12 protein-coding genes are annotated in these 13,653 nt (G+C 46.0%); 7 read left to right on the top strand and 5 right to left on the bottom strand.

Annotated elements, in window-relative coordinates; genetic code table 11:
- Nucleotides 1-14: 14 nt before the first annotated feature.
- Nucleotides 15-1,643 (top strand): HAMP domain-containing sensor histidine kinase, encoded by a 1,629-nt coding sequence (locus tag BJP34_RS02355; protein ID WP_324611010.1) that lies wholly within the window; start codon nucleotides 15-17, stop codon nucleotides 1,641-1,643.
- Between the two features lie 13 nt (nucleotides 1,644-1,656).
- Here BJP34_RS02355 and BJP34_RS02350 read toward each other — a convergent pair whose 3' ends face one another.
- The 4 genes from BJP34_RS02350 to BJP34_RS02335 all read right to left on the bottom strand — a co-directional run bounded on the left by BJP34_RS02350 (nucleotide 1,657) and on the right by BJP34_RS02335 (nucleotide 6,500).
- On the bottom strand, nucleotides 1,657-3,093 hold the full coding sequence (locus tag BJP34_RS02350; protein WP_070390946.1) for a DICT sensory domain-containing protein: 1,437 nt from the start codon (nucleotides 3,091-3,093) through the stop codon (nucleotides 1,657-1,659).
- 62 nt (nucleotides 3,094-3,155) lie between these two features.
- A complete protein-coding gene (locus BJP34_RS02345) occupies nucleotides 3,156-4,238 on the bottom strand; it encodes an RRXRR domain-containing protein (protein WP_070390945.1) in 1,083 nt (360 codons plus the stop codon).
- Between the two features lie 355 nt (nucleotides 4,239-4,593).
- Nucleotides 4,594-6,114, bottom strand: a complete 1,521-nt coding sequence (locus tag BJP34_RS02340; protein WP_070390944.1) for a UDP-N-acetylmuramoyl-L-alanyl-D-glutamate--2,6-diaminopimelate ligase — start codon at nucleotides 6,112-6,114, stop codon at nucleotides 4,594-4,596.
- A gap of 113 nt (nucleotides 6,115-6,227) precedes the next feature.
- Nucleotides 6,228-6,500, bottom strand: a complete 273-nt coding sequence (locus BJP34_RS02335) for a glutaredoxin family protein (RefSeq protein ID WP_070390943.1) — start codon at nucleotides 6,498-6,500, stop codon at nucleotides 6,228-6,230.
- 140 nt (nucleotides 6,501-6,640) lie between these two features.
- Here BJP34_RS02335 and fghA point away from each other — a divergent pair, with 140 nt between their 5' ends.
- From fghA to BJP34_RS02320, 4 genes are all read left to right on the top strand, one after another.
- Nucleotides 6,641-7,492, top strand: coding sequence for an S-formylglutathione hydrolase (fghA, locus tag BJP34_RS02330; protein WP_070390942.1), 852 nt, complete (start codon nucleotides 6,641-6,643; stop codon nucleotides 7,490-7,492).
- A 233-nt stretch (nucleotides 7,493-7,725) separates the two neighbouring features.
- Entirely contained in the window at nucleotides 7,726-7,911 is a 186-nt protein-coding gene (locus tag BJP34_RS38450) for a hypothetical protein (protein WP_149030745.1), read from the top strand.
- 109 nt (nucleotides 7,912-8,020) lie between these two features.
- Nucleotides 8,021-8,596, top strand: a complete 576-nt coding sequence (locus BJP34_RS02325) for a rubrerythrin family protein (RefSeq protein ID WP_202972062.1) — start codon at nucleotides 8,021-8,023, stop codon at nucleotides 8,594-8,596.
- Nucleotides 8,597-8,727: 131 nt separating this feature from the next.
- Nucleotides 8,728-10,104 (top strand): RNA-guided endonuclease InsQ/TnpB family protein, encoded by a 1,377-nt coding sequence (locus tag BJP34_RS02320; RefSeq protein ID WP_070390941.1) that lies wholly within the window; start codon nucleotides 8,728-8,730, stop codon nucleotides 10,102-10,104.
- A gap of 43 nt (nucleotides 10,105-10,147) precedes the next feature.
- Here the strand turns inward: BJP34_RS02320 and BJP34_RS45920 are convergent, their stop codons facing one another.
- A complete protein-coding gene (locus tag BJP34_RS45920) occupies nucleotides 10,148-10,360 on the bottom strand; it encodes a hypothetical protein (protein ID WP_193431305.1) in 213 nt (70 codons plus the stop codon).
- 354 nt (nucleotides 10,361-10,714) lie between these two features.
- Between BJP34_RS45920 and BJP34_RS42090 the strand changes: the two genes are divergently transcribed.
- Together BJP34_RS42090 and clpB are read left to right on the top strand one after the other, a co-directional pair.
- Nucleotides 10,715-10,885 (top strand): hypothetical protein, encoded by a 171-nt coding sequence (locus BJP34_RS42090; RefSeq protein WP_158516948.1) that lies wholly within the window; start codon nucleotides 10,715-10,717, stop codon nucleotides 10,883-10,885.
- A gap of 124 nt (nucleotides 10,886-11,009) precedes the next feature.
- The gene (gene clpB, locus BJP34_RS02310; protein WP_070390940.1) at nucleotides 11,010-13,649 is read left to right on the top strand and encodes an ATP-dependent chaperone ClpB; all 2,640 of its coding nucleotides are present in this window, start codon (nucleotides 11,010-11,012) and stop codon (nucleotides 13,647-13,649) included.
- Nucleotides 13,650-13,653 lie beyond the last annotated feature (4 nt).

The following is a 13,653-nucleotide window of genomic DNA, read 5'->3' as shown; positions in this document are numbered from 1 at the left end:
CAGAGCAAGCAACTGTGATTGAAACTTGTTCAATAGGTGCTAGCAGTCACAGGACAAGAGAAGGGGCTAGCCCTAAGCATAGGGCAGCAGCAGCTAAAGCTCAACGGGAATGGCAAAGTGCGATCGCTACCTTGGAACAGTTGCTGTTGCCAGCGGTTTCAGGAAATGGATCAACAAGCCATAATCCCGAACACTCCTCGAAGCAAGGATTAATTCTAGCTGGTCCTGCACCAGTCTTAAGTGATCGAGAGCTACTGGCAAGTTTCGAGACTGGGATTTTTACGAACGACGCCTTGAATGCTTGGGCTTTTATGCCCTTCCAGCTACCTCCGGCTCAACCTGAGACTACTCCATTTGTAGAAAATACGACCATTCGGTTACCCCTGTTTCCAGGAGACCCCTTAGCTAACGAGCAGTTTTGTTTAGTGTTTACCAAAGACTTTAGCTTAGTCATGGTCTCTGGAGAAGACCACTTTGGGGTTCCAGGCTTTCAATTCTCCTTTGACCCAGAAGATATCCAACGTGTTTGGACATCACTGCACCGTAGACTATTACTGAGCAGTTCTCATCATCTCAAGCAATTGGAAGCTTTAATGGAAAAATTTGTGCCAAAGCCCCCCGATTACCGCATTGTAATGAACTTTGGTCGTGGGCTTCTGAAAAATTTACCAGAACTGCCTTCAGTAGAACTGAGCCAGACTATACCGGTGACAATATCGGAGTCAAGAATGGTTCAGCCAAGACCAGCTCAGCATCAGAGGGATACGGTCAAAACTGGTAGTAACTCACAAAATGGGTCTTCTAGTACACCCAATGCCCTGAAACAGAAAGGAAGCGAGCCTAACTGGCAACGATTGGTGAAAAATGAAGCGCGAGGCTTTCCTAGAATCTCTGCTGTTCACCCAAAAGAAAATTCTGAAGCTACACCTGACCTTGAGCTGCTCCGAGCTCTAACCCATGAAATCCGGACACCCCTAACTACAATTCACACCCTGACTAAACTACTGCTTAGACGTCGTGACTTGCCTCCAGAAGTCATGCGGCGTATAGAAATTATTGACCATGAGTGTAGCGAACAAATCAACCGTATGGAGTTGATTTTCCGGGCAGTAGAATTAGAAACCACAGCAGCCAAGCAAACCCCTGTTAGCCTGACCTGTATATCTCTGGCTCGGGTTTTTCACAACAGCATCCCCCGCTGGCAAAAACAAGCACAGCGACGTAATTTAACCCTAGATGTAGTCTTACCGCAACAGTTGCCAACAGTGGTCAGCCATCCTGCCTTGCTAGATCAGGTACTAACTGGCTTGATGGAAAATTTCACCCGGTCTATTCCAACAGGGGGTCATATCCAGTTACAGGTTACACCTGCTGGAAACCAGCTGAAGTTACAATTCCAGTCTCAGATTAATCCGGAAACAATTGCTGACGACCATTGCCCGACATTGAAGTCCCTTGGTCAGCTGCTGACTTTCCAGCCAGAAACGGGTAGTATCAGTTTGAATTTGAATGTGACCAAAAATCTATTCCAGGCGTTGGGCGGTAAACTAATTGTTAAGCAACGACCCCAACAGGGTGAGGTGATGACAGTATTTTTACCGTTAGCTGACCTGGCTAAGACACCCCTCCCTGGGATTGGTTGACCATTACCTCTTTTTAGGCTTTATAGGCAATTGGTAGCAGCACTTTAAATTGGGAACCTTGCCCGAATCGACTAACTACTGAAATCGAACCACCACCCCGTTGTAATAATTGTTGCACAATGGTTAAACCTATACCTGCACCAAAGTCTTCTCTAGGTGTTGACCGACCCCGATAAAAACTGTCAAAAATCTTAGGTATGTCACTTTCAGCAATGCCAATACCTGTATCACTAAATATTAGCTGAACATACTTGCCCTTACGAGTTGCCTGTACTCTAACCTTACCGCCAGAGGGAGTAAACTTTAAACTGTTGTGCAATAGATTAATCACGATATGCCTCAATCCCACCTCTGAAAATAAGACTGAGGGGAGATTGGCGGGAATGGTGTAGCCGAGCTGGATGCCTTTTTCTTGGGCGAGGGGTTGATAGGTGCTGACAATACCAGGAACAATCTCTGCTAGCTGCAACGGCAAAGTTTGATCAGTTTGGGGGTCACCTTCTAGCTGAACCAGTTCTAGTAATCCAGCCACTAAGGAATTTAAGCGATCGCATTCTTTATAAAGAAGCCCAATATAACGTTGGCGTTGGGCTAGCTTCATCTGTGAGGCATCCAGCAGCTTCAGGGCAGTTTTCATGTTCGTTATGGGTGTCCGTAATTCCCGAGCCACTCGCTGGAGTATCTCATTACTCATATAAGGCTCAACCCTTGATAAGGAATTCTTCCCTACCACAACCGGCTCAGGAACTGCTGGGGATGATGGGGGTGATGGGTTAGTCTCCCCGATTGGCTGTGTTGCCAGGGTATCCTGAACAATTTCTTCTGTACGTTGTACTTGTTTAACCAACAACTGGGTTAGTAGTGTATGATTAGAGCTTTGAGGGGGAGGTAAAAGGGTTTCCCAATGGCTGAGTTGGTCTGCTGTCGTGCTTCCAATAACTGTGCTTAACCCCTCCAAAAACTGCCGAATTACTGATTGATCAATAGTAAAAACAGCTAACAAGGGTTGACTGAGTTCACCATCAGTTATATTTTCGGATTCCGATAGATCAGGCTGGCAAGCCACAATTAAACTACTATAGTTCTCACAGAGAATGAGTAAGAAATACTCTTGTTGTAGTTGAGAGTCAGTCTCCAACTGTAGGGAAAACAGTTGAGAATCTTTGTTGAGGTTAACTAGCTCTTCCCAGTCATCTTCTAAACCGTGGCACAGATAAATCGTTGTGGGTAAATCAACCTGTTGTTGATACCGTTGTATTTCTCTGTGCCAGCCCTCACCCTGTGGCTTGACCCAAATTGTGGCTGAGATGTTTTGAGCAATTAGCAGGTCAAAGGTTGCTCTGACTAGCGATTTCAGGGTGACAGGAGTGATTTTCAGAGACTCGGGAGAGGCAAGAGTCTCTAAAACCAGCTGGTAGAGAGACAATTCTGGATTAGGTGGCAGGTTCATCGAATTTTCGCGGCTGGATACCCCATCCCTCTATAGGGTGGGGAGGAAAGCCCCGCCTCCTTTTAGTAGTTGACAAGTAAGCCCGTGGAGCGTTTGAGTAATCGGACTTTCCGGGCTGAGAATTGTCCGATTCTTTTCCAGTTGCTATTGCTCACTGAAACTTGTGTTGCCGTATCGCCACTGATCCACCCTCGGTAGGTCTGACCCGCTTTTACAGCTTCCACGTAGTCGCCTTTACGGAAACCGTGGCGAGTGGTGGTTCCTCCGTACTTTCGGCGTTTACCGCCCTTGGAAAATTGGAGTAGGTGGAGTTGACGACGGCTAATTGGCGGTCGGGAAACCACGGCGAAAGGTGCAAGGGTGACCACCGCCACGGTGGGGGTCACGACTTTACCGTTGCGGTAGTACTGGGTCTTGACTTTTCGGAAGGGGAAGGATGCCAAGGCTATACCGTCGTTGGCGTGAGTCTCAGCCGTCTGACGACTCTTATCGGTCTTGTCTTTGGCTAACCCCAACCCTTTTCGTGCCATTGAGGTCTCCCATCCCATCTTTTGGGTGACGGGGACCGTGAATGTTGCCTCAAGGCGTTGGATGGATTGGTATTGCCCCACCATCACTGGAGAGAAAGCTTTTGTCCCTTTGGCTTTGACCACTTCATAGACGATCTGGCTAATGGGATAAAGCTCGAATAACTCACTGACCACACGAAACTCTAAATCACGGTTGGCTTTGATGGATGGGGGAAGCTTTTTGGCTAGCCGATTCTCAAAGCGCTTCTGTCTGTGAGCGCGTTGGTCGTAGGGAATTTTGCGGTTAATCCGACGGCTACGGCGAGTTCGCCGCATCATGCGTCGGGTATCCATCCGGTCTCTGACCTTGGGATAGGGGAGTACCAGATGACCCGTCCAGAGGGTGGCTTGGGCTGACTGGACAGCCAAGCCAGTGAACATTTTGCCGGGGTCAATCCCCACAGCAATCGACTGAGTTTCGTCGCCTGATGCTTCAGCTACTAGTTGAATCGCAAAGATGTCGAGGGCGTTAGGGTAGATGACAGCTTTACCTTCTTTAACCCAACGTCTCGCTCTAGAGGCTTTTGTCGGCATTAAGGGTTGTCCATTTGGTGAAATTACTGGGACTCGTAACATGGAGATAATCCTCACGAGTAAAGTGTTTGGGGGTTACCCGTCCCCTAGGTCACCTCATTCAATATGTCCTTTCTGCAAGCGACTGACAACACAGTCTTACAGTGGTACGGACTGGGGAAGTATCCGTACGTGCGTACCAGAATGAGGCTCGATGACCTAGTCAAACCTGGGAGAGTTAGTTGTCTCTCCAAGCCTCAACCTGGCCGTAGGCCACGCGTGCGCGTTCAACGCAGTAGGTTGGGGTTATTGACTTAGGGTTAAAGGTGGTTTCGTTAAAGGTGGTTTGGTTAAAGCTTAAACGTTGACCTTCCATGTGATAATCTACAACCTGCCCGCTGAAATAGCTGTCAATTTGCTAACCTATAACCTGTAACCTACTCATCAAAGCATCTCGGGCTTGCTCTCGGTCATCGAAGTGGATTTTTTCAGTACCCAGAATTTGATAATCTTCGTGACCTTTACCAGCAATTAACACTCCGTCTCCTGGTTGTGCTTGCAAGATGGCAGTCCGAATAGCGGTAGCGCGATCGCAAATTACCATTGGTTCCACTGATTGAGGAATCCCCTCTAAAACCTCCTCTAAGATGCTTTCTGGGTTTTCGGTGCGAGGGTTATCCGAAGTTACTACAGCAACATCAGCTAACTCAGCCGCTATTTTCCCCATCTTAGGACGCTTGGTGCGATCGCGATCACCACCACAGCCAAATACACAAATCATCTTGCCCTCAATAAAGGGTCGTGATGCCCTGAGTAAGTTTTCTAAACTATCTGGGGTGTGGGCATAATCGACAATCACACTAATATCCTGTTCTGGTTGAATTTGCACCCGTTCCATGCGCCCTGGCACTCCTGGAAATTGAGCCAAGGCTGCTGCTACTGATTCTAAATCCAAACCCAGCTCTAAAACTGTTCCTACTGCTGCGAGCAAGTTAGACAGATTGTATTGACCCACTAGGGGCGAATTGAAGCTAACCTCTCCTACGGGAGTATGCATAATTCCTCTAACCCCTGTTGGCTCGTAGCTCAAGTCCCTCGTCGAGAAATCAGCCGATGGGTTTTGGATACTATAGCTCCAGACTTGCTCAGTTGGTAACTGTTGGATTAACCGCTCTCCATAGGAATCATCAGCATTAATAATTGCCCGGCCTTTGAGATAGTCAGAACTAAACAGCTTGGCTTTAGCGCTGAAGTAATCATCCATGTTCTGGTGATAGTCCAAATGGTCTTGGGTGAGATTGGTAAACACTGCCACCTCAAACGGACAGCCCTGGATTCGACCTTGGGCTAAGGCGTGAGAACTAACTTCCATCACTGCCATTTGGGCACCTGCTTTGAGCGCTAAGTGGAGCTGTTGTTGCAATTCAACTGCAAATGGTGTAGTGTAGCTTGCTGTTTGCTCAAAACCTGGCCAACGGGCATAGAGGGTACCCAAAAGTGCTGTGGGGATAGGACTAGAGCTATGAGCGAGCAGAAATTCAATCAGATGGGTAGTGGTAGTTTTGCCATTGGTACCAGTTACTCCAATCAGCTTTAGCTGCTGTGCTGGGTAGTCGTAGAAGGCTGCTGCGGTTTGAGCAGACACGGTGGTCATGTCATCGGCGGCAATTACACACACTCCTGTTTCCGGTGAAAGTTCCTGGGGGGGATGTTTGGCAGCCGCTTGGGGAGAAATTATCGCTGCTACTGCCCCAGATGCGATCGCACTTTCCCAGAACTCTCCACCATCTACCCTAGTGCCTGGCATTCCGATAAATAAATCCCCCGGTTGGCAGGCGTGGGAATTGGTACAGATGCCTGTAACGGCCACATCAAGACCCTCGGGGCTAGGCATTTCCACAATATTGGCAATTTTGGCTAATAATTCCCTTAGCTTCATATCTATCCCACCAAACGACACTATAATATCTATCGAATCATCACAGCCACCAGTCAACCGTCAACCATCAAGCTTTAACAGTCAAACCGTCAACCGTCAATCTGATGTATCGCCTATTTTGACTCACTAACAGGGAAATATTTCCGTAACATTCGCTGCAATTGTTCAACGCTAGCACGAGGAGAGGGGCGAGGCAGGAGCTTTTCCTGACCAAAGTAGTTGATACATAGTACTGGCACCTCATACTGATAGGATTGGAACCAATCCTCTCGACTGGTAATGTCTCGAACCTCTAGTTGAAAGGTTAACCCTTCAATCATCTCTAGCTTTTCAAGCAATCCCTCACAAAGATGACAACCGGGTTTACTGTAAAGAATTAATTCCATCAGGCAAGTTAGTTGAAAATTGTTTATTTAGAAGGTAGTTTAGTAAAGTTAAGTGCAGCTTCGGCAAACACACCTGAAGAAACGTTAAAATGCAGGACAGCCACATTCGCCTTCATGGTACGTCCATTTGAACCAGCCCCATGTCCACAGACCTTCGCCTCGTCTCAGAAAACCGTTGCTTTGGCGGTACAGTAGGTTTTTACACTCATCACTCTCAGACTTGTAGGAGCGAGATGGGGTTTTCCGTATACCAACCCCCTCAGGCGAAAGTCCAATCCGTTCCAGTTCTATATTACCTGTCAGGTCTGACTTGTACAGAAGAGAACTTTATGGTAAAATCAGGGGCTCAGCGATTTGCTGCCAAGTATGGATTGATGTTGGTGGCTCCAGATACCAGCCCTCGGAATACAGGCATTCCAGGTGAGGACGATGAGTGGGACTTGGGGTCTGGTGCTGGTTTTTACGTAGATGCCACCCTTGAACCTTGGTCAGCTCACTATCAAATGTATAGCTACGTTGTCCACGAGTTACCGGAGGTAATTGCCCAAAATTTCCCCGCGCAAGTGGAGAAACAAGGTATATTTGGTCATTCTATGGGCGGTCATGGTGCGTTGATTTGTGCTTTAAGGAATCCCAAGCAGTACCTATCCGTTTCTGCCTTTGCTCCCATTGCTGCTCCCATGCGCAGCTCCTGGGGTCAGAAGGCATTCACCAATTACCTCGGGACAGACCAAGAGCAATGGCGAGCTTACGATGCCAGCGAACTGGTGCTGACAGCCAACTATAACCATACAATTTTGATTGACCAAGGCACCGCTGACCCCTTTTACGAGAAGCAGCAGTTGCTCCCTGAGGTGTTTGAGAAGGCTTGTGAAAAGGCAGATCAGCCCCTGACTTTCCGTCTTCAGGTCGGCTATAACCATGGTTACTACTTTATCGCCACCTTTATAAAAGACCATATCAGCCATCATGCTGAGGCTTTGTTGGATTGAACAAGATTGAGATAATCCCAAAGTTGCTGAAAAAGTCGAGGTTGGAAGTGTGGACAATACTTCTGCTATTCAGATTCATCAAAAACTATAAAAAAACTGGTAATTTATCACTATTAAACCCAGTTTTATTTAAGCATAAACTAGAATAATATAGCGTTTATCATAGCTATGAGGTACACATTATTTTTTACCTCTTCCCTCTTACCTTTTCCCTCTTACCTGCTCCCGTCTTGATGCAGTCGCTCATGGGGGAAACCACGGCAGTCGCTCATGGGGGGAACCCCCAAGACCGCGCTGCCTTCCCAAGACCGCGCTGCATCGCTGCTCCCTGCTCCCTGCTCCCTGCTCCCTGCTCCGAAGTCCCTAAAAACCAGAAATTTGTACCTCATAGGTATAAGACTTGCTATATACAGATTTGATAATAATCTGTTGTCAAAAAAATCCTCATTAACTAAGCGCATAAATGGTGTAAATACTAGGAAAATAAAAATAAATTAATGTCAACATCAGTACATTGAGGTTCTGAATATGGCTAATGAAGCTGAAATGTTGGCTTCAACTGTGAACCATCAGCAATGGGTTTGTACCGTTTGTGGCTATAACATGATTGGTGAAATGCCTGATGTCTGTCCGTTCTGTAGAGCACGCCATGACAAATTCCTTACTTGGGATGAGGCAGAGCAAACCTATCGAGTGACCCCACACGAGATCAATAACTACGTCACACAATTAATTTCTGTGCCTCGTCTTGGTATTGAGCATGCTGCTTATCGCATTGAAACGGATAGTGGTGCGGTATGGATTGATTGTCCATCAGCATTCAATCGAGACTTGGAGCCAGTAGAAGCTATTTACTTTACCCATAGGGATTTCATGGGTGCATCCAACCAGTATCGTGATTTATCAAAAAGGGAGTTTGTTCGCGTAGCGTGGCCAAAGGCCAGGGAAAAAGAATACCCCATCCTTCTTAAGGTGGGGATGAATTTTTCCCTCAATCAGGCAAAGTCCCAGTCCTCCCTAGGAACTCTAAGTATTCAGAAAGGCTTAATCCCGAACGAGCAGCCAGCCTTTTTAATCCTTGCCAACCAGTTTCAGTGGCCTTGATGCTGTAACTTTTTTTAGCTTCCTCGTGTAATCTGGGTCTTCCTACTTTTCTTTTAATTTGTTCACTCATTTACTTGACATTATCATTTTGGGGGTCTATAATTAGATTAGCACTGAAAGAGGTCGAACAGATGCAACTAGGATACTCTTACAAACTCAAGCCCACTCAACGACAAAAAGCCGTAATGAATCGGTGGTTAGACATGTTGAGGTCGCAGTATAATTACCTGCTTAGAGACAGAAATGATTCTTACAATCAAGCAAAAGCTCCTAGATTAGGCAATTACTGTGATCTGAAAAGCGGTGGAGAAGCCTGTCCATTAACTTGTTCAGTCAGCAAAAATTATTCAGTAGGTTACCCTTGGAAGAAAAGTCGAAAGAATCCAAGACGAAGTGCCTATGAAGCCCAAAGTTCTAGTCTTCCCATACTCAAGAAAGAAAGACCCTGGTATAAATCAATTCATTCAACTGTATTGCAACAAACTCTAAGACAATTGGATGTTGCATTTGCTAAATTCTTTAAAGGAGAAACTGGATACCCTAGACCAAAAAGAAGGTCACGATTTAGGAGCTTCAAATATGCTCCTGGTCAAGTAAAGCTTGATGGGGACAATATATATCTCCCAGGAATTGGATGGATGGGTTTTTACAATTCCCGCCCTATCCCTGAGGGTTTTATTTTAAAATCAGTCACTGTTCGGAGGAAGGCTCGCGGTTGGTTTGTAAGTCTTCAAATCGAAGACAAGTCAGTTCCACCTACTCCGATAAGGAGTAATAGCGAAATCAATCCTCTAAGAGTCAAAGGCTGCGATCTAGGAATTAACAAGTTAGTCAGTATCTCTAATGGGAAAACAATAGCTAATCCAGCTAAACAAAAGTCTTTTAAACGCAGAGAAAGACGCTTAAAACTGAGACAAAAGGCTGCTAGCCGAAAGAAAAAAGGTTCTAAAAATAGAGGAAAGTCTTACAAAGCGGTGGCCTCACTTCATGAGCGTATTGCAAACAATCGTAGTGCCTATCATTGGGATGTAGCTAATCAGTTAGTCAAAGATACAGATGCCTTGGTACTTGAAGATCTTAATATAAAGGCAATGAAATCTCGCTGTAAACCTAGACCTAATGAGAATGGTGGATATGATTCGGCAAAGCCGACGTTTCACGAACGCAATGGACAGTCGGCAAAAAGAGGTTTAAACAGATCAATATCTAATGCAGCTTGGGGTGAACTGGTTAAAAAGGTAGAGGTCGTGGCTGCGAAGTCAGGCATACCAGTAGTCAAAATAAATCCCAAGCACACGTCTCAAAAATGCCCGAAATGCCATCACGTCAGTAAAAGTAACAGAAAGAAAGAAAAGTTTGTCTGTACCAACTGTGGTCACTATGATGACGCCGATGTTAATGGGGCAATAAACATCAAAATGCGGGGTCTAAAAAAACTGGGAATTGACCCCACTCAGCTACCTCCGGTGCGGGGGGAAGTCACGCCCACGGAGTTAACAGCAACATAGTTGTTGTGCCTGGGAATCCCCATCCCTCTTAGGGTGGGGAGGTTCAAGGGATGCTAAAGTTTATCTGCACCTTAACGATGCTGAGCATCCACTTGCCGAGCAATTTCCGATTGACAACAAAATTTACGGTGACTTCACCGAGCATGGCATTGAAGCTTTCTATATTGGTGGGCATACACCGGGCTTCATGATATATATCTTTGACTTGGTCTTGTTTATTGGTGACTACGCCTTCCCTCCAGGGTCTAGTATGCAATTAAACCCCTTTGGACCAAAAGATAAAACCCGTAAACGTGCATCACGGATACTAGATATTGTTTCCGAGAGATCCCTTGAGGTTGTATGTGGCTTCAACTTTTTTACTGACTTCGATAGCTGGCGTGAGGATTTCAAGCACCTACTTGATAGAGCTAGATAAATTCAATAAGTGGCGTTGCTTAATAATGGAATGATTAAGCAACGCCGAAATTAAAACCATTAACCATCTAGGATTAATAGCAGCAATTATTGATTTTTATCTGTTATTACACATTGGAAACAGCATGTTGTAACTAGCAACTTGGGTTATTAAGCTGTTGCGCATTTAAATTGGTTATTATTCAGTCTCTTGATGCAAAGCGCGAGTGTGGGAAACCACGGCAGTTGCTCATGGGGGGAACCCCCACATGAAGGCACTGCCTCCCCAAGACCGCACTGCATCGCTTTGAAAAAAAACCGTCAAACCCTCTCCCCTGCTCCCGAAGCTCCCCTAGTCTCCTGCTGTCAGAACAATAGAATTTAAATGAAAACCAGCTTACCTGGCTTTGAGGACGGCAATATCCCAAACAGAAGACGTGAAGACCGATCTATGGCATCTCACTGGCTTTTTTAGAATTGTGAACAGTTAGAGGAATGAGTTATTAGAGATGCAACCAAGTAACCCTAACCAGTTTACCGAAAAAGCCTGGGAAGCGATCGCACACACCCAAGATGTTGCTAAAGCCGCACGGCAACAACAAATCGAAACCGAACACTTGATGAAGGCGATGCTGGATCAAGATGGACTCGCTACCAGTATTCTGAACAAAGCGGAAGTCTCTGTGCCAGGAGTAAGGGAAGCAACGGAATCTTTTATCAAAAAACAACCTCAGGTTTCTGGTAATAGCGACTCGGTTTACCTAGGACGCAGCATGAATAGCTTGCTAGACCGAGCAGAGTCCTATCGTAAAGAATACCAAGACGATTATATCTCCATTGAGCATCTGATCCTCGCTTATCTGAAAGATGACCGCTTTGGTAAGTCATTATTCCAGAAGTTTAAACTAGATGAAAATAGGCTTAAACTTACCATTGCTGACATTCGAGGGAATCAGAAAGTGACCGACCAAAATCCAGAGGGCAAATACCAAGCACTGGAAAAATATGGACGTGATCTGACAGAGGCGGCGCGGGAGGGAAAGCTTGACCCAGTTATTGGGCGAGATGATGAAATTCGGCGCACAATTCAAATTCTCTCGCGCCGTACTAAAAATAACCCAGTGCTGATGGGGGAACCTGGTGTTGGGAAAACTGCTATTGCTGAAGGCTTGGCACAACGGATTATAGCTGGTGATGTGCCTCAATCCCTCAAAGACCGACAATTGATTGCTCTGGATATGGGCGCATTGATTGCTGGGGCTAAGTTTCGGGGAGAGTTTGAAGAACGCCTGAAAGCAGTACTAAAAGAAGTTACCGATTCCCAAGGCAAAATTATCCTGTTCATTGATGAAATCCATACCGTTGTCGGTGCTGGTGCTTCTCAAGGAGCAATGGATGCGGGAAATTTACTCAAGCCAATGTTATCACGGGGTGAATTGCGCTGTATCGGTGCTACTACTCTCGATGAGTACCGCAAGTACATTGAAAAAGATGCAGCACTCGAAAGACGCTTCCAGCAGGTCTATGTTGACCAGCCTAGTGTAGCTGATACTATCTCGATTCTACGAGGTCTCAAAGAACGGTATGAAGTTCACCATGGGGTGAAAATTGCCGATAGTGCTTTAGTGGCAGCAGCGACCTTGTCTACTCGGTATATTAGCGATCGCTTTTTACCAGACAAAGCCATTGACTTAATGGATGAAGCGGCAGCACGGCTAAAAATGGAAATTACTTCCAAGCCAGAAGAACTCGATGAAATTGACCGCAAAATTATCCAGCTGGAAATGGAACGGTTGTCTTTACAAAAAGAAACTGATCTCGCTTCCATCGAAAGACTGGAAAGGCTGGAAAAAGAACTGGCTGATCTTAAAGAAGAACAGCGTACGTTGAATGCCCAGTGGCAATCAGAAAAAGATGTGATTGACCGGATTCAGGGGATTAAGGAAGAGATTGATCGAGTTAACGTAGAAATTCAACAAGCAGAACGGGATTATGACCTTAACCGAGCCGCTAAGTTAAAATACGGCAAGTTAGCCGAATTGCAAAAATCCCTGGAAACCGTTGAGCAACAGCTAGCCGAGAACCAAACCAGTAGTAAATCCTTGCTGCGGGAAGAAGTTACAGAAGCTGACATTGCGGAAATTATCTCTAAGTGGACTGGAATTCCCATTAGTAAGCTGGTTGAGTCTCAGAAAGAGAAGCTACTGCACCTGGAAGAAGAACTACACAAGCGGGTGATTGGCCAAGAGGAAGCCGTTACTGCTGTTGCCGATGCTATTCAGCGATCGCGTGCGGGATTAGCTGACCCCAATCGTCCCACCGCTAGCTTTATTTTCCTCGGTCCTACCGGTGTCGGTAAGACAGAATTGGCAAAAGCCTTAGCAGCCTATCTGTTTGACACCGAAGAGGCTATGGTGCGAATCGATATGTCCGAGTATATGGAAAAGCATACCGTTTCCCGAATGATTGGTGCTCCTCCAGGCTATGTGGGTTATGAAGAAGGAGGTCAGTTAACCGAAGCCATCCGTAGACGTCCCTATGCGGTAATTCTATTTGACGAAATCGAAAAAGCACACCCGGATGTCTTTAATGTCATGCTGCAAATCCTTGATGATGGTCGAGTTACTGATGCTCAAGGGCATACCGTAGATTTCAAGAATAGCGTTATTATCATGACCAGCAATATTGGCTCCCAGTATATTCTGGATGTAGCTGGGGATGACTCCAAGTATGAGGAAATGCGGAGTCGGGTCATGGAAGCAATGCGCTCTAGTTTCCGCCCTGAATTCCTCAATCGGATTGATGAGGTTATTATTTTCCATACCTTGCAAAAACATCAGTTGCGCAATATTGTCCAGCTGCAAACCCTGCGCTTAGAGCAACGGTTAGCAGACCGCAAGATGTCCCTAAAACTCTCCGATGCAGCTCTTGACTTTTTGGCAGAATTAGGGTATGACCCAGTGTTTGGAGCACGACCCCTGAAGCGAGCTATTCAGCGGGAGTTGGAAACTCCTATCGCTAAGGGAATTCTCAGGAGTGAATTTAATGATGGGGACACTATCTTTGTAGATGTGAACAATGAACGGCTTTCCTTTCAGCGATTGCCTGCTCAGTTGTTGATTAGTGAGTCTATTAGTGAGTCTAATTGAAGTT

It is taken from the genome of Moorena producens PAL-8-15-08-1, from assembly GCF_001767235.1.
Taxonomy (GTDB): domain Bacteria; phylum Cyanobacteriota; class Cyanobacteriia; order Cyanobacteriales; family Coleofasciculaceae; genus Moorena; species Moorena producens_A.
The sequence above is the reverse complement of the archived record's forward strand: the minus strand, read 5'-3'. Positions and strand labels throughout refer to the sequence as shown.

Bases quoted from the DNA above. Each gene is read 5' to 3' on its own strand.
- BJP34_RS02350 (WP_070390946.1), bottom strand. From the start codon at position 3,093: ATGAACCTGCCACCTAATCCAGAATTGTCTCTCTACCAGCTGGTTTTA.
- BJP34_RS02345 (WP_070390945.1), bottom strand. From the start codon at position 4,238: ATGTTACGAGTCCCAGTAATTTCACCAAATGGACAACCCTTAATGCCG.
- BJP34_RS02340 (WP_070390944.1), bottom strand. From the start codon at position 6,114: ATGAAGCTAAGGGAATTATTAGCCAAAATTGCCAATATTGTGGAAATG.
- BJP34_RS02335 (WP_070390943.1), bottom strand. From the start codon at position 6,500: ATGGAATTAATTCTTTACAGTAAACCCGGTTGTCATCTTTGTGAGGGA.
- fghA (WP_070390942.1), top strand. From the start codon at position 6,641: ATGTCCACAGACCTTCGCCTCGTCTCAGAAAACCGTTGCTTTGGCGGT.
- BJP34_RS38450 (WP_149030745.1), top strand. From the start codon at position 7,726: ATGCAGTCGCTCATGGGGGAAACCACGGCAGTCGCTCATGGGGGGAAC.
- BJP34_RS02325 (WP_202972062.1), top strand. From the start codon at position 8,021: ATGGCTAATGAAGCTGAAATGTTGGCTTCAACTGTGAACCATCAGCAA.
- BJP34_RS02320 (WP_070390941.1), top strand. From the start codon at position 8,728: ATGCAACTAGGATACTCTTACAAACTCAAGCCCACTCAACGACAAAAA.
- BJP34_RS42090 (WP_158516948.1), top strand. From the start codon at position 10,715: ATGCAAAGCGCGAGTGTGGGAAACCACGGCAGTTGCTCATGGGGGGAA.
- clpB (WP_070390940.1), top strand. From the start codon at position 11,010: ATGCAACCAAGTAACCCTAACCAGTTTACCGAAAAAGCCTGGGAAGCG.